At 69.4% G+C, this 16,085-nt stretch carries 13 protein-coding genes; 7 read left to right on the forward strand and 6 right to left on the reverse strand.

Translation table 11 applies throughout. The annotated features are described in order from the left end of the window. Position 1: 1 nt before the first annotated feature. Genes ugpC through QQG74_RS21945 form a run of 4 tightly spaced genes read right to left on the reverse strand, consistent with a single transcriptional unit; the run spans position 2 to position 4,369 of the window. Entirely contained in the window at positions 2-1,207 is a 1,206-nt protein-coding gene (ugpC, locus tag QQG74_RS21930; RefSeq protein ID WP_341716632.1) for a sn-glycerol-3-phosphate ABC transporter ATP-binding protein UgpC, read from the reverse strand. A 10-nt stretch (positions 1,208-1,217) separates the two neighbouring features. Beyond that, positions 1,218-2,048: a carbohydrate ABC transporter permease gene (locus tag QQG74_RS21935; RefSeq protein ID WP_341716633.1), complete on the reverse strand. Its 831-nt coding sequence runs from the start codon at positions 2,046-2,048 to the stop codon at positions 1,218-1,220. A 1-nt stretch (position 2,049) separates the two neighbouring features. Next, on the reverse strand, positions 2,050-3,051 hold the full coding sequence (locus QQG74_RS21940; RefSeq protein ID WP_341716634.1) for a sugar ABC transporter permease: 1,002 nt from the start codon (positions 3,049-3,051) through the stop codon (positions 2,050-2,052). Positions 3,052-3,079: 28 nt separating this feature from the next. Beyond that, positions 3,080-4,369, reverse strand: a complete 1,290-nt coding sequence (locus QQG74_RS21945) for an ABC transporter substrate-binding protein (protein WP_341716635.1) — start codon at positions 4,367-4,369, stop codon at positions 3,080-3,082. Between the two features lie 310 nt (positions 4,370-4,679). Between QQG74_RS21945 and QQG74_RS21950 the strand changes: the two genes are divergently transcribed. From QQG74_RS21950 to QQG74_RS21960, 3 genes are all read left to right on the forward strand, one after another. After that, positions 4,680-5,258: a DsbA family protein gene (locus QQG74_RS21950; RefSeq protein ID WP_341716636.1), complete on the forward strand. Its 579-nt coding sequence runs from the start codon at positions 4,680-4,682 to the stop codon at positions 5,256-5,258. A gap of 101 nt (positions 5,259-5,359) precedes the next feature. After that, positions 5,360-10,792 carry a LamG-like jellyroll fold domain-containing protein gene (locus QQG74_RS21955; RefSeq protein ID WP_341716637.1) on the forward strand — a complete coding sequence of 1,811 codons (5,433 nt, stop codon included), beginning with the start codon at positions 5,360-5,362 and terminating at the stop codon, positions 10,790-10,792. Between the two features lie 130 nt (positions 10,793-10,922). After that, entirely contained in the window at positions 10,923-11,636 is a 714-nt protein-coding gene (locus QQG74_RS21960) for a VOC family protein (protein WP_341716638.1), read from the forward strand. A gap of 10 nt (positions 11,637-11,646) precedes the next feature. On the opposite strand, the gene QQG74_RS21965 is transcribed toward QQG74_RS21960, so the two are convergent. Further along, the gene (locus QQG74_RS21965) at positions 11,647-12,105 is read right to left on the reverse strand and encodes a MarR family transcriptional regulator (protein WP_341716639.1); all 459 of its coding nucleotides are present in this window, start codon (positions 12,103-12,105) and stop codon (positions 11,647-11,649) included. Positions 12,106-12,136: 31 nt separating this feature from the next. Between QQG74_RS21965 and QQG74_RS21970 the strand changes: the two genes are divergently transcribed. Beyond that, positions 12,137-13,219, forward strand: a complete 1,083-nt coding sequence (locus tag QQG74_RS21970; protein WP_341716640.1) for a bifunctional NAD(P)H-dependent oxidoreductase/GNAT family N-acetyltransferase — start codon at positions 12,137-12,139, stop codon at positions 13,217-13,219. 70 nt (positions 13,220-13,289) lie between these two features. On the opposite strand, the gene QQG74_RS21975 is transcribed toward QQG74_RS21970, so the two are convergent. Then, entirely contained in the window at positions 13,290-14,006 is a 717-nt protein-coding gene (locus QQG74_RS21975) for a TetR/AcrR family transcriptional regulator C-terminal domain-containing protein (RefSeq protein WP_341716641.1), read from the reverse strand. A 115-nt stretch (positions 14,007-14,121) separates the two neighbouring features. Here QQG74_RS21975 and QQG74_RS21980 point away from each other — a divergent pair, with 115 nt between their 5' ends. The 3 genes from QQG74_RS21980 to QQG74_RS21990 all read left to right on the forward strand — a co-directional run bounded on the left by QQG74_RS21980 (position 14,122) and on the right by QQG74_RS21990 (position 16,067). Next, the gene (locus QQG74_RS21980) at positions 14,122-15,111 is read left to right on the forward strand and encodes an NAD(P)-dependent alcohol dehydrogenase (protein WP_341716642.1); all 990 of its coding nucleotides are present in this window, start codon (positions 14,122-14,124) and stop codon (positions 15,109-15,111) included. A 207-nt stretch (positions 15,112-15,318) separates the two neighbouring features. Next, positions 15,319-15,750, forward strand: a complete 432-nt coding sequence (locus tag QQG74_RS21985) for a hypothetical protein (RefSeq protein ID WP_341721312.1) — start codon at positions 15,319-15,321, stop codon at positions 15,748-15,750. Positions 15,751-15,797: 47 nt separating this feature from the next. Continuing rightward, positions 15,798-16,067, forward strand: coding sequence for a hypothetical protein (locus tag QQG74_RS21990; RefSeq protein WP_341716643.1), 270 nt, complete (start codon positions 15,798-15,800; stop codon positions 16,065-16,067). Positions 16,068-16,085 lie beyond the last annotated feature (18 nt).

A 16,085-nucleotide genomic window follows, 5' to 3' on the forward strand; every position in this document is an offset into this window, starting at 1 on the left:
CTTACATCAAGGCGCCGGCGGCGCGGCCTTCGTGGAGGGTGAGGTTGCGGCCGTCGGAGGGGTTGAACAGGTGGATTTTCTCCAGGTTGAACCAGACCCGGTGGTTCTGGCCCTCGCTGACGGTCGACTCCGCGGACAGGCGGGTGACCAGGTTGGTACCGGCGCCGGTGAAGTCGGCGGCCCCGGCGTCGGCGGCCAGCTCCTCCAACTCGGCGGCGGTGGCCCGCTCCCCCTCGACGGTGAAGTAGACGTACTTGTCCGAGCCCATCGACTCCACGATGTCCACCGGTGCCTCGAACTCCATGCCCCGGCGGCGGGTCTCGTCGTCGATCAGTTCGGCGTCCTCGAAGTGCTCGGGGCGGACGCCGAGGATCAGCTCGCGGGGCGCATCCGCACTGTCCAACTCGCGGCGGATCCGGTCGCCGATCGGCACGTCGCCGAGGGCGGTACGCAGTTTGCCCTCTTCGACGGTGGCGGTCAGGAAGTTCATCGACGGCGAGCCGATGAACCCGGCGACGAAGAGGTTGCGCGGGTGGTCGTACAGCTCCTGCGGCGGGCCGACCTGCTGCACCGCCCCGCCCCGCATGATCACCACGCGGTCGCCGAGGGTCATCGCCTCGGTCTGGTCGTGGGTGACGTAGACGGTGGTGGTGCCGAGCTGCTTCTGCAACCGGGAGACCACGGTACGCATCTGCACCCGCAGCTTGGCGTCCAGGTTGGACAGCGGCTCGTCCATCAGGAACGCCTTGGGCTTGCGGACGATCGCCCGGCCCATCGCCACCCGCTGCCGCTGGCCGCCGGAGAGGTTGGCCGGCCTGCGGTCCAGCAGCGGCGTCAGCTCCAGGACCTTGGCCGCCTCCTCGACCTTCTGGTTGATGGTCTCCTTGTCCAGCTTGGCCAGCCGGAGCGGGAAGGCCATGTTCTCCCGCACGGTCATGTTCGGGTACAGCGCGTACGACTGGAAGACCATCGCGATGTCCCGCTCGCGTGGCGCCTTGTCGTTTACCCGTTCCCCGTCGATGCGCAGCTCACCGGAGCTGATGTCCTCCAGCCCGGCGATCATGTTGAGCGTGGTGGACTTGCCGCAGCCGGAGGGGCCGACCAGGATCACGAACTCGCCGTCGGCGATTTCCAGGTCGACGTCCCGCACCGCAGTGGTGCCGTCCGGGAACTTCTTGCTCACCTTGTCGAGCACGATGTCAGCCACGAGTACTCACCTATCCCTTGACGGCGCCGGAGGTCAGGCCGGAGACGATGCGGCGCTGGAAGAAGAGGACGAACAGGATGATCGGTACCGTGATCACCACGGCGGCGGCACAGATCGCCCCGGTGGGGTCCTCGAACTGCGATTCGCCGGTGAAGAACGACAGCGCCACCGGCACCGTGCGGGACCGCTCGGTGGAGGTCAGCGAGATGGCGAAGAGGAAGTCGTTCCAGCAGAAGATGAAGACCAGGATCGCCGTGGTGAACACGCCAGGTGCGGCCAACGGGGCGATCACCCGGCGGAACGCCTGCCCCTGGGTGGCACCGTCCATCTTCGCGGCCTTCTCCAGGTCCCAGGGGACCTGCTTGAAGAACGCCGACAGCGTGTAGATCGCCAGCGGCAGCGCGAAGGTGATGTACGGCAGGATCAACCCCGGCCAGGTGTCGAAGAGTCCCAACTGCCGCTCGATCTCGAACAGCGGCGAGACCAGCGAGACCTGCGGGAACATCGCGATCAGCAGGGCGACGCCGACGAGCAGCCGCTTGCCGGGGAAGTCCAGCCGGGCGATCGCGTACGCGGCCATGGTGCCGAGCACGACGGCGATCGTGGTGGCGATCAGCGCGATGCCGATGGAGTTGATCAGCGCCCGGACGAACTGGTCGGTGTTGAAGATGTTTCGGTAGTTCTCCAGCGTCCACTCGCGTGGGATGAAGTTGCCGTCGGTGAGGGTGGCCGGTGTCTTGAACGACAGCGACATGATCCACAACACCGGGATCAGCGCGAAGACGACCACGATGGTGTTCATTACGCCCCACTGGAGCTTGGCTCGGGTGGTGTCGGCCATCTCAGCGCCTCTCCCCGTCGTCGCTGCCGGGGGCAGCGGTACCGAACAGCTTCACGAAGATGAACGCGATGATCGCCACGGTGATGAAGATCAGCACCGACATGGTGGAGCCGATGCCGAGGTTCAGCCCGCGGATCAGGTTGTTGTAGGCGATCATCGACACCGACGAGGTCTCGTTGGCCCCGTTGGTCAGCACGTAGATGTTGTCGAAGACCCGGAACGCGTCCAGGGTGCGGAACAGCAGGGCGACCAGGATCGCCGGCTTCATCACCGGCAACATCACCTTGGTGAACCGCTGCCACGCGGTGGCCCCGTCGGTGGAGGCCGCCTTGAGCAGGTCCTCCGGCACCAGCGCCAGGCCCGCCATCAACAGCAGCGCCATGAACGGGGTGGTCTTCCAGATCTCCGCGAGCATGATGATCGCCAGGGAACTGGCCCGCTCGGTCAGCGGCGCGCCGTCGGAGAAGAGGTTGGCCAGGTATCCGGTGCCCGGTGTCCACGCGTACCGCCAGGAGAACGCGGCGACGACCGTGACGATGCCGTACGGGATCAGCGCCGCGGTGCGGACGATCCCCCGGCCGACAAGCGTACGGTGCATGATCAGCGCCAGCCCCATGCCGAGCACCAGCTCGACGGCGACGGTGACCACCGTGATCAGCATGGTGACGCCGAACGCCGTCCACCAGAAGTCGTTGGTCAGCACGGTGACGTAGTTGTCCAGGCCGACGAACTCGCGTTCGTCCGGAAAGCGCAGGTCGAAGCGCTGCAACGACAGCCACACCGAGTACAGGATCGGATAGCCGGTCACCGCGACCATGACCAGCGCGGCCGGTGCGCAGAGCAGCCAGCCCAGTTTGCGCTCGGCCCGCTTGTTCTCGCTCAACGGGGCCCGGCGGCGTCGGTTGGCCCGCTGGGCGGGCACGGCGGCGTGCTGCCCCCCGGTACGGGGGTCGGCCTCGTCGGCGGCCACGTCGGCACCGGCCGGGGTGGCGTTGATGCTCATGCCCTCACCTCCCGGTGGATCGGCTCGCTCACGGCAGGACCCCCCTCGACTCCAGGGCGTCGGCGATGGCGTCGCGCAGCTCGTCGGCGGTGGCCTGCGGGTCGATCGCCGACGGCGGCGACAGGATCGCCGACATGACTGTGGAGATGCTCTGGTACGCCGGGGTCAACGGCCGCACCGCCGGCTCCCGCAGCTGCTCCAGGATGGTCTCCTTCATCGGGTACGCCTCGTCCATCTCCGGGTCGTCGAAGACGCTCTCGATGGTCGGCGGAACTCCGTCGTTGATCGCGGAGAACTTCTGGTTCTCCGCGCTGCGCAGGCACTTGGCCGCCGCGAACGACTCCTCGGGGTGCGGGGAGAACCGGCTGACCGCGAGGTTGATCCCGCCGATGGTCATCCGGCTGGGGGTGTCCGCGTCGACGCCCGGCACCCGCGCCCACCGGACCCGCTCCGCCAGGTCCGGGTTGGCCTCCTGCATCGCCGGATAGACGAAGGGCCAGTTGATCTGGAAGGCGCCGTTTCCGGCCTGGAACTCCAGCCGCATCGGGTCCTCGGTGGCGTTGCTGAACGACGGCGACGTCACGCCCGACGTGGCAAAGTTCGCCAGCACCTCAAGCGCCCGCACCGCCCCCTCGTCCAGCACCGACTCGGTGCCGTCCGGGCTGAGGATGTTGCCGCCGGCGCTGGCGACCAGGCTGTTGTAGAGCACCACCAGGCCCTCGTACTGGGCGCCCGTGGCGAGTACCTGGTACGGCTGGCCCTGCCCCTTGAGGTCCTGGGCGATCGAGATCATCTCGTCCCAGGTGGCCGGCGGCTCGGGGACCAGGTCGGTGCGGTACCAGAGCAGCTGGACGTTTGTGTGCTTGGGCGCCCCGTAGAGCTTGTCCTCGTACCGGGCGGTGTCCAGCGGGCCTTCGAGGGTGCCCTGCTCCACGTCGGACCGGTGCTCGCCGGTCCACTCCAGAATCCAGTTCGCACCGGCGAACTCCTGGGTCCAGGTCACGTCCAGACCGAGCACGTCCATGCCGTCGTCCTCGGCCGCGAGCCGCCGCACCAGCTGCACCCGCTGCTCGTCGGCCTCGCGCGGCAGCACCCGGTTGACGATGCGGTACCGCCCGTCGGCCTCGGTGTTGCACCTGTCGACCACCTGCTGGAGGTTCTGCTCCGGCGGGTAGTACAGGTTGATCGTGGGTACGCCGCCGTCGCCGCCGCCGGTGGAACAGGCGGCCATCGGCGCCACAAATGTCAGTGCCGCGGCGGTCGCGGCCACCCGTACCCGGGCTCGCCGCCGGGGCCGGCCCTGGTCACGCCCACTCATGTCGACCCCCCGCTGCGCTCCGCACCGCCATGAGGCACCCGCACGCTGAGCCGGATGTGTCGCTCGCCACGCTCGCTCATGACCCCTCCCCTCGCACTTCGGCAACCACCCGGGGAAGGTCTCCGTGCCCCGGCGCACGGCGCGACGGTCAAGGCGGCCACCTGCTGGTTTCCCGCCCGTCACGTTTCGTGGCTGCAACACTGCCCGAGCTGCGAAGTCGCGAAACCTCACCAGAATGAGACGACTTAAACATGCAATTCGCGTCACGCTCCGCGCTGCCGAGCGTCGCCGTCGGCGTTAACCTCGGGCGGTGGACGTCACCTTCTTCTTCGACCCGATCTGCCCCTGGACCTGGCGGACCTCCCGCTGGCTGGTGGCCGTCGCCGATCCGCGCGACCTGCGCATCGAGTGGCGGGCGTTCAGCCTGGCCATCCTCAACGGCGGTGACGTGCCACCGGAGTACGCCGAGGCGATGACCGCCTCGGGGCGGACGCTGCGCCTGGTCGAGGCGTTGCGCGCCGAGGGCCGCCACGCCGACGCCGGGCGGTTCTACGCCGAGTTGGGTGCCCGTACGCACGACGCCGGCAATCCGCCGAGCGACAAGCTGGTGTCCGCAGCCGTCGAGGCGGCCGGGCTCGACACCATGGCGACCGCCCTGGACGACGAGGGTTGGGATGCCGCCGTGCACGCCTCACACGCGCTGGCCTTCGGCTCGGCCGGGCCGGACATCGGCTCCCCGGTGCTGATGGTTCCCGACGCCGAGCGGGGCCTGCACGGGCCGATCCTGACCGAGGTACCCGAGATCGGCGACGCGCTGACGATCTGGGACAGCATCGTGCCGCTGATGCGCCTGTCCGCCTTCCACGAGATCAAGCGCGGGCGCCGCTGAGCGCCCGATCTCGACCCGCATTGCTGCCGTCGAACCTGGCTGACCAGTGGATTCGAGATTCACACAAGGTATGTTCCAGCGGCTGAATCGACGCTGGACGCATGCTGAAAATTCCCATGTTCGGGTGCGCGATGGCGCTGACGGTGACACTGGCCGTCACGCTGGCGACAGTACCCGCGGGTGCCGCGCCGCCCGACCCCACGTCAGCTGACCAGAGAACCAACTCCGGACTCGGCGCCGCCTGGGCCAAGGCGGCCAAGGCGGGTGCGCCCGTCGAGGTTCCCGACCGCTTCACCGAGACCATGAAGGTCTGGGCCGAACCCGACGGCAAGCACCTGCGGGCCCAGTTGCACACCCGGCCCATCCAGCTCAGAAACCCGGACAGCGGAGTCTGGGAACCCATCGACACCAGCATCGTCGCCCGCGACGGCGAGCTGCGGACGGTACGCACGAAGACGCCGCTGACCTTCGGCGGTCGCGGCAGCAAGCAGCTGGTCTCGGCGGCCGGGCCGCAGGGCACCGCTGGGCTCAAGGTCCGGCGGGCGCTGCCGGAGCCGAAGATCTCCGGCAGCACGATCACCTACCCCGACGCCGTGGCGGCCGGTGCGGACCTGGTGGTGCAGTCCCAGGCCGACGGCTTCGTCTCCCGGGTCGTCATCCGGCGCAAGCCGACCGGCCCGGTGACGGTGCGGCTGCCGCTCACGCTGCCCAAGGGCGCCACCTTCGGCAAGACGTCCGGCGGGCTGCCGCAGCTCAAGGACGCCAAGGGTAGGGCGAAGGCCGCGCCGGTCGTACTGACCGCGGTGGACGCCAAGGCGGAAGCCTCCGCCGAGGCAGGCAGGAGCGCCCCGGTCACCACGCGGGTGGAAACCTCCGGAGCAAAGTCGGAGCTGGTCTTCACGCCGGATCCGAAGTTCCTGGCCGACCCGGCGGTGACCTATCCGGTGACGATCGCCGCCGCCTCGGAATGGTTCGGCGGCGGAGTTCCGGACGACGCCTGGGTCAGCAAGAACGACCCCTACAACAACCACGCGGCCGACGGCTGGCTACGGGCGGGCACCACCCAGACCAGCGCGGACATCGCGCGGGTGTACCTCAAGTTCAACACCGCGGCCCCGGAACTGAAGGGGGCGACGGTCGTCAAGGCCGACCTGATCATGTGGAACTACAAGTCCGGCGGCCCCAACGGTGCCCTGTGCGGGGATCCGCTGGGCGCGGGCATTGTCGCCGCCCGTGTCTCCTCCTCGTGGAGTTCCTCCGGCCTGAGCTGGTACAACCAGCCCTCCACCGCCGGCAGCACCGAGGGGCTGAACCGGGCCGGCTACAACTACGACGCCACCGGCACCTGGTGCGCCAAGGACGAACAGCTCTGGCATCGGGTCACCGGCATGGCCCGCGCCTGGATCGAACAGGACGTGCCCAACCACGGGCTGGTGCTGCGAGCCGCGAGCGAGACCGCAGCGATCAACTGGCGTCAGTACTACGCCAGCGAATACAGCGGCAACCCGTACCCGGGCTACCGCCACCCACCCACCCTCATGGTCGAGTACACCCCGCCGCCCACCGAGACCCAATGGGTGAAATTCGAGGCGGACGAGCTGACCGAGTTTCCCACCTACCAGCAGGCCAAGGCGCTGGCAGCCGAGCCCCTGGACGACGCCGCCAACTGGTCGCTGACGACCCAGGAAGCCGACGCGATCGAGCAATTGGGCCAGGGTGTAGCCAACGAGATCACCTCCGACCAGCTACAACCATCACCGAGCGACGTCGAGGTCGACCCGGCCACCATGGATCCCGACGAAGCGCCGGCCGGTAGCCTGCCCAGCGACGAGACGCCACCAACGGTCGTCGAGGTGCGGCCCGCTGCCGACAGCGTCGACGTCCCGGTAGGCGCCACCGTCACCGTGACCTTCAGCGAACCCGTCTGGGAACCACAGGTCACCATCAAGGACATCGCCGGGGCCGCGGTCCCGGGAACGACGGCCATGGACGCCACAAACACGGTGGCCACCTTCGCCCCTACCCAGCCCCTGAAGTCCGGGACCGTCCAGAGCGCGGAGGTGAGCGAGGCCTACGACGCGGACGGCAACGAGATGGTCCCGCATTCCTGGCGCTTCACCACCGAGAACGACACCACGCCACCGGTCGTCTCCGCGAACACCCCGGCGGCCCAGGCGACGAACGTGCCCGTCACCACCCCGGTAACGGTGACGTTCAGCGAGCCGGTCACCGACGCCCGGTTCACGCTCAAGGGCCCTGCCGATGCGGTGGTTGCCGGAACGTCGGCCATGGACGCCACCCAGCGGGTGCTCACGTTCACCCCCGCCGTGCCGCTGGCCGACACCACCGCGTACACCGCCGAGGTGTCCGGGGCCAAGGATGCGGCGGACAACACCATGGTCGCGGCGCACACCTGGTCGTTCACCACCGGCGTACGACCACCCACCGGGCTGGTGGCCGCCTACGGCATGAACGAGGGCGCCGGGACAGGCGTGGCCGACTCCTCCGGCCAGCACAACACCGGAACGGCCGCCGGCACGACCTGGGCCACCAACGGCAGGTACGGCAAGGCATTGTCGTTCAACGGCACCAGCAGCCGGGTCACCGTCGCCGACGCTCCTTCCCTGCGGCTCAGCCGCACGCTGACCATGTCCGCATGGGTGCGACCCAGCACCGTCACGAGTTGGCGGACCGTCGTCGGCAAGGGACTCACCCAAGGGCAGGGGGCGTCCTACATGCTGTACGCCGCCAACGGAACCGCGCCCTCGGGCTGGCTGGAAAGCGGCGGCCAGTCATATCAGGTGAACGGCTCGACGCCACTGCCCACCAATGCCTGGAGTCACCTGGCGGTCACCTACGACGGCAGCACCGCTCGGCTCTACGTCAACGGGACCCGGGTCGCTCAGACGTCGCTCACCGGGGCGCTCGACGTCGATGGTGGGGCGGTCACCATCGGCGGCAACGAGGTCTGGGGCGAGTACTTCAGCGGCCTGATCGACGAGGTACGCATCTACAACCGCGCCCTCGACGCGGCTTCGATCCAAGCCGACATGAACACTCCCGTCGGCGCTTCCGACCCCACCCCGACTCCCACCCCCACCCCGACTCCGTCACCGACGCCCACAGGCCCGCCGACGCAGGTGCCCGGACTGGTCGCGGCGTACGGCATGAACGAGGGTGCCGGCACCACGGTGTCGGACTCCTCCGGGCGGAACAACGCCGGCGCCGCCGCGGACACGACCTGGGCCACGAATGGCAAGTACGGTAAGGCGCTGTCGTTCAACGGCAGCAGCAGTCTTGTCGACGTCAGCCACACGTCCTCGCTCCGACTCACCGGAGCGCTTACCCTCTCGGCCTGGGTCAAACCCGATGACCTGGACGGCTGGCGCACGGTGGTGCTGAAGAACATGGCGTCCGGATACGGCGCCTCGTACGGCCTGTACGCCTCCGAGGGCAGCGTGCCCGCGGGCTGGCTCACCACCACCGGGGATCCCTTCGGGCCCTCGGGGTCGTCACCGCTGCCGACGGGCACGTGGAGCAATGTGGCGCTCACCTACGACGGGAGCCGGGCCACCCTCTATGTCAACGGTGCCAAGGCCGGTGAGGTGGCCGCCACCGGCAGCATCTACGACGACGGTGGAGCGGTCACCATCGGCGGCAACGAGATCTGGGGCGAGTACTTCAGCGGCCTGATCGACGAGGTGCGCATCTACAACCGTGCGCTGACCGCCGCTCAGATCCAGAGCGACATGAACACCCCGATCGGCGCCGCCCCGGCCGGCACCGCCCAGGTCGCACCACAGACCGCGGCCACCAGCACCGGGCCGGAGATCGCGAAGCTGGCGACAGCCACCGGCAAGGGCACCACTCCGACGTTCACCACCTGGGTGACGGATCCGCAGGAACGTCCGGCGACGGTGCAGGTGCAGGTGGCTCCGCAGCCGACCAAGTCACCGAAGGCGAAGTGGGCGGCGGGCAAGGAACTGACCTGGTCGGGGACGGTGACCGGAAAGCGCGACGGGCTGCACGCGCTGCGGATGCCGTCCGGCAAGCTCAAGCAGGGCCAGTGGATGCGGTGGCGGGCACGTCCGACGGTGGCCGGCGCAACCGGCGAATGGTCCGGCTGGCAGACGTTCCGGGTCGGCGACGAGCAGTCGGTCGGGAAGCTACCCGCGCCGACGACGGTCGCCGCGTCGGACCCGAACACCGGCACGCCCTTCGACTACCAGCGGATGAGCCGCACCGACTGCAACAACGCGCGTCGGAGTTCACCCCGGCCGTACCACGGGTTCGGCTGGACCGTCCTGCACCCCTACTCGGCCTGCTACAGCAGGATCCTGGGCTGGGGTGACTGGGAGGTGGACCTCATCACCGGCCTGCCGACCAGCCGATGCCCGAAGTCCCAGGGCGTGATGATGACGGCCAACGTGATCGTGTACACCAACCTGGGCACGAAGAACGGCTCACCAGTGGTCGGCGGCGAGAGCACTCCGAAGCTGACGGCCCGGGACATCAGCCTCTGGACCAGCATCACCGAGATCCAGACAGTGGGTCCCAACTGCACACCCACGAACGCCTTCGACGGCGACACGATCCAACTCCGGGTCGGCGCCCAGGGGTCCGACAACTCCAACTGCACAAAGAGCGAGGGAAGGGACCGGACCGCGACCATCGGGGACTTCAAGCGCAACGGCGAGGACGCCTTCGTCTTCCGATCCGAGGGAACGGTGTGGGGAAACTGCACGCTGCGCCCCAAGCTGTACCCCGGTAAGAGCTTCCTTTTCCTGGATCCCACGCCGTTCCGCCTGTGGCAGTACCTGACCACGGAACAAGGGGCTCCGACCAGGGCGGGCGATCTGCCCTTCGTCGCCAGGTGCGACAGTCGGCGCATCAGCTATCCCATCGTCAGGAGCAACGGGACGTTCGGCTGGGCCGGCAACACGGGAGGATGCCGGTTCCTCGGCGCCGACCGGGTCTACACGATGTACACCGGCGACCCGCACCGCGGAGAAGTGGCCCGGCACATCCAGTCCGCCTTCCGAAACCCGCAGGACACGGACCCGAAGGTGGACAAGCAGGGCAGACCGATCGCCAAGAATTTCCCCGGAAACTACGACGCGTGTGTGGGAGCGCCCCCCGGCTCGCGATGCAAAAAAGCTCCCCTGACCAGAAGGGTCAACAGTGAGCGCGCCCCCGACGGCGTGTTGTTCAACTCCAAGAACAGAAACCTTCGCGACAAGTACTGCAAGGACCTGCCCGGACGCGACGATCCGAACAAGCAGTGCGACGAGTATCCGTTCCGGTCCACCTTCCAGGCGATCGGCGTCGACGGCAAGCTCGACAACGACGTCTGGGTCCCGTCCCTCAACGCCTCACTGCACATGGTGAGTACGGCGCACAACCAGGCCGCCGGACGTGACCTGGGCGCCTTCTACGCCCGCTATCGCGTGTTCACCAGTGGCACCCCCGAAGGAGGATTGTCGAACCTGCCCGCCAACGCCTTCTTCGTCAGGATCAAGGACGGCACACCGTAACCCTGCCCAGCTGACCGTGAGCCGACCCTGAACGACGGGACCGTGAGCCGCCTCCGCGACGAGGCGACTCACGGTCCTTCGCGGTGGCGGACCGGATGCGGATGTCGGGGGCGGCGGGCATGATCGGCGCATGATCGCGCGCTTCAAGGACATCTGCCTGGACGCCGCCGACGCCCACGCCCTCGGCGGGTTCTGGGCCGGCATCCTGGACGGGAAGCTTGTCGACACCGGCGACGGGGACACTCGGGTGCAGCCGGCGGCGGGCCGCTCCGGTGCCGAGTCGATCTGGGTCAACCGGGTGCCCGAGCCGCGTACCGTCAAGACCCGCGTACACCTGGACCTGCGGCTGGCCGAGGCGAGCCCGGCGGTGCTGCTGGCGGCCGGCGCCCGGCTGATCCGGGAGCCGGACTCGGAGATCAGCTGGTGGGTGCTGGCCGACCCGGAGGGCAACCTGTTCTGCGCCTTCGCCCCCGGCGAGGAGACCCGGCCGGGTCCGTTCGAGCTGGTGGTGGACTCGGCCGACCCGGTGGCCCAGGCCCGCTGGTGGGCCGGCGTCCTCGGGGGCGAGGTCGACACCAGCGAGAAGGGGTACGCCTCGGTGGTCGGCGCGGCCGGCTTCCCGTGGGACTACTGGGTCTTCGACCCGGTGCCGGAGCGCAAGACCGTCAAGAACCGGCTGCACTGGGACGTCGACCTGACCGGTTCCGAGCCGAGCGCGCTGATCAGGGCCGGTGCCACCCTGCTGCGGGAGCCTACCGACACCGCACGGTGGTGGGTGCTGGCCGACCCCGAGGGCAACGAGTTCTGCGCGTTCGCGCCGGCCGTGGCTGCCGCCGAGGACTGAGCGGGGCCGGCTAGGGTTCGGCCAGCCTGCGGGCGAGCTGTTCGACGGCGGCGAGATCTCGCGGGGCGAGTCGGTCGATGAAGTGCCGCCGGACGGACTCGACGTGGGCCGGTGCGGCGTTCGCGAGCGCGTCCAGACCTTCGCTGGTCAGCACGAGCAGGCAGCCTCGGCCGTCGGACGGGTCGGGCTCCCGGCGCAGCAGACCACGGGTTTCCATCCGGGCTGCGTGCCGGGACAGCCGGCTGCGCGACCAGCCCATCTTGTCGGCCTGTTCGCCGAGGGTGCTGGTGTGCGCGGGGCGCTCCGACAGGGTGCTCAGCACCTCGTAGTCCGCTTCGGAGAGCCCGATCGCGGCCAGGTCGCGTGCGGTGCCGGTCTGGACCGCGACCATCACCCGCCGGAAGGCCCGCCAGGCCCGTTCCTCGTCGGGCGTGAGCCAGCGTACGCCGCCCGTCGACTTCGTTGACATGTAATCAATCTACCATCTAGGCTTCGTTTCCATGTCAACGAAACCGCTCCGCGTCCTCGTCCTGATCGCCAGCACCCGCCCCGGCGCCCTCGGTCCCGCCGTCGGCGAGTGGTTGATCGAGGCGGTCGGACCTCGGGCCGAGAAACTCGGTGTCGAGGTCGTACCGGTGCCCCTCGGCGAGTTGGACCTGCCCTTCCTCGACGAGGAGGAGCATCCGTCGTCGGGCGTCTACCGGCATGAGCACACCCGGCGGTGGAGCGGGCTTGTCGACGCGGCGGACGGGTTCATCGTGGTCACCCCGGAATACAACTTCGGGATGCCGGCGACGCTGAAGAACGCGCTTGACTACCTCAGTGCCGAGTGGGCCTGGAAGCCGGTCGGCTTCGTCAGCTACGGCAACACGTCGGCCGGCACCCGGGCGGTCCAGCACGCCAAGCAGGTGGTGACCACGCTACGGATGGTCCCGCTGGGCGCCACGGTCGCGATCCGCATCGGCGAGTCGGTGCAGCAGGGTCGGCTCCGGCCGGACGGCACCCGGGACGCGGCCGGTGTCGCACTGCTGGACGAGTTGACCCGGGTCGCGCACTGCCTGCGCCCGATGCGCGTACGCCAGCGGGCCGAGACCCGCTGCGGCCCGCTGCCCGGCTCCTGGGCGGCGCGACTGACCCCACGCGACGCGCCAGAGGTCACCGTGCTGCAACGCTGCTGCTGGGTCGAGGAGGCCCTGACCAACGACACCCTCCGGATACCGGCGCTGCACGAATCGCCGCAGGAGGTGAGCGAGTGGCTCGCGAGCTGGCAGGCCACGGGTCTCTGGCTCGACGGCCGGCTGCTGGGCATGGTGCGGACCCGCCGCGTCGGGACGGACCTGCACCTGGGCCGACTCGCCGTGGTGCCGGACCTGCGCGGCCGAGGGCTGGGGCGGTGGCTGCTGCGTACCGCTGAGGCCGCCGTGGGGCCGCAGTGCCGGCGCATCGTGCTGTTCACCGGCGCCAAGAGCCTGCACAACATCAGCCTCTACCAGCGCGAGGGCTACACGCTTGGGTCACCCGCCGGGTCGGACGGCGTGGTCTCCCTCGCCAAGGACGTGGTCGGGTCGCCGGTGCCCGGCTGAGGACGTCCAGCAGGGACGTGGTCGGGTCGCCGGTGCCCGGCTGAGGACGTCCAGCAGGGACGTGGTCGGGTCACCGGTGCCCGGCTGCGGACGTCCAGCCCTGCTGCCGCAGCCGTTCGATGCCGTCCAGCAGCAGGTCCAGCGCGAACTCGAACTCGAACTGGTCGTCGCAACCCTGCCCCACCACCGACTCGTCGTCGTGCGAGGCGGCCAGGGCGATCGCCGCGACGTGCGGGAAGCGGGCCGCGACCTCCGGTGGCAGGGGTGCCGGCGGCTGCGGTTCGCTCGCGCCGGTCCGCCCAGCGCGCCGGGCGTCGTCGAACAGTTCCTGACTGAAGCCCAGCACCCGGCTGCCCAGCGCGTGCATGACGTGGTGGGCGAGGTCGACGGTGAACCCGCCGGCCAGCAGGATCCCGATCGTCGAGTCGAGGTAGGCGAGCACGGCCGGGGTGGCCATGTTCCGTGACTCGATCGCCAGCGGCGCCCAGGGGTGGCGCAGCAGCACCTTTCGCGCCGAGAGGATGCGCGCCCGCACGGCGATCTGCCAGTCGACCTCCGGCATCGGCGGGTCGATCTCGCCGACCACCACGTCGATCATGCCGTCGAGCAGTTCGTCCTTGTTGGCCACGTGCTTGTAGAGGGCCATCGGCACGACGCCCAGATCCTGGGCGAGGTTGCGCATGCTCAGTGACTCGATCCCGGCCTGATCCGCGAGCGCGACGGCGGCACGCAGGACGCGATCCCTGCTCAGCGGCGCCCGGCGCAGCGTCCCAGCCTGCTCGGCCACATTCCCATCCTCGATCGTCGGCGGCGGTTGAACCATAACCGCCTTGACAGGTGTACGGCGTACACCTAGTTTCTTTCCTATCAGGTGTACGCCGTACACCTGGAGGGGAGGAACAATGAAAGCGATCGTCCAGGACCGGTACGGCCCTGCGGAGACGCTCCGGCTCGCGGAGGTCGAGACCCCCGTGCCCGCCGCCGACGAGGTGCTCGTCCAGGTCGAGGCGGCCTCGCTCAACGCGTACGACTGGCATGTCATGCGCGGCGACCCACGGATGGCGCGGCTGACCTTCGGCCGCTCGGCGCCCCGGGCGCGCATCCGCGGCCGCGACTTCGCCGGCCGGGTCACCGCCGTTGGCGCCCAGGTCCAGGAGTTCCGCCCCGGCGACGCCGTCTTCGGCGACCTCGGCGACGCCAACGGCGCCTTCGCCGAGTACGTGTGCGTGTCGCCGGCTTCGGCACTGGTCGCGCCGATGCCGGCGAACCTGACGCCTCAGCAGGCCGCCGCCCTGCCGCTGGCCGGCATCACCGCACTCATGGGACTCTGCGACGCCGGGCAGGTCGAGCCGGGCCAACGCGTCCTCATCAACGGTGCCTCCGGCGGCGTCGGCACCCTCGCCGTCCAGTTGGCCAAGGTGCTCGGCGCGACCGTGACCGCAGTGTGCAGCACCCGCAACGTCGACCTGGTGCACTCCCTCGGCGCCGACCACGTCGTCGACTACACCCGCACCGACTTCACCCGCACCGGCCACCGCCACCACGTCGTGTTCGACCTGGTCGGCAACCGTTCACTAAGCGCACTGCGGCGGGCGCTGGCCCCGACCGGGAGGCTGGTGCTCTCCGGCGGCGGCGTGTATCGCGGTGGCAGCCTGCTCGGACCGGCCTGGCTGCTCACCCGTGGCCGACTGCTGGCACCCTTCGTCCGGCAGCGCATCCGCACCACCGCCGCGGCACCCACCCGGCAACACCTCGACACGCTCCGTGCTCACGTCGAGGCCGGCCGACTCACCCCGGTCATCGACCGGAGCTATCCGCTGCCCGAGGTGCCCGAGGCCATCCGGTACCTGGAAGGTGAACACGCCCGGGCGAAGGTGGTCGTCACCATCTGAGCATCATCAGATGTCTGCGCCGGTGCTACCGAGTGATCGCAGGGTGCACTAGCGTTTACCGGAGCATCGCCGCCAGCGCGTACGCCGTCGCCGTCGATACGCCACCGGCCGACCCCGACCCGCCCGATCGGTTGGTTCTCGCGGGAACAGCCCCTCACCGGCTTACCGGTTGGGCAGGATCGTCCCCAATGAGGAGGTGTCGTCGTGGTGCAGGACACCCGCGCTCTCACCCTGACGTTCGAGGTAACTGGCCTGCCGCCGGTCAAGACCGAGGCATTGTCCATCTTCGCCGCCGGGCACCGGCAGGCGACGAGAGTACGCGGCCTGCTCCGGGCCGCCTGCGAGGCGGCGCAACAAACCGGCTGGACCCCGCTGTCCGGGCCGATCGAGGTGGACGTGACGCTGCGCTGCCCACCCGGGCACCGGACCGCCGACGCCAGCACCCTGCTCGGCGGGGTCTGCGCGGTGTTGCAGGACAAGAAGCGGATCGCCAACATCGGCCTGGCCCATCTCGGCGTTCTGGTCGACGTCGCCGTCTACGACGACGACAAGCAGATCCGCCGGCTGTCGTACGTCGAAGAGCCAGCGGAGGAATTCTCGTATCAGGTACGTGTCACCGCCGTCGCACAGGCGGTTTGACCGCCGGCCGTCGTGGGGTACGGCAGCCGCCGACGAAGGGAGCGCCGATGTCGGAGCCACATGTCACGCTGGAGCCGCGCGATCCGGTTCAGGAAAAACTGCGTGGCCCCCTGGAGGAACAGTTGACCTCCGCCCTCCAGGCAGCCGCCGACCGGGTCCGGGACAGCTACGCCGGTGAGCCGGTGGAGCAGGTGTGCCAGCGGCTGCTCGACGAGACGCGGGTCGGCCTGCACCCCGACATCGCCGCCGGCTTCGAACCCGACATGGACGAGTTCTGCCGGGTCGCCGTCGCCATCGTGCGCGGCGAGACCACCTGAGCGAAACCGGCAACCGAA

This window comes from Micromonospora sp. FIMYZ51 (genome assembly GCF_038246755.1).
In the GTDB taxonomy this organism is placed as follows: Bacteria; Actinomycetota; Actinomycetes; order Mycobacteriales; family Micromonosporaceae; genus Micromonospora.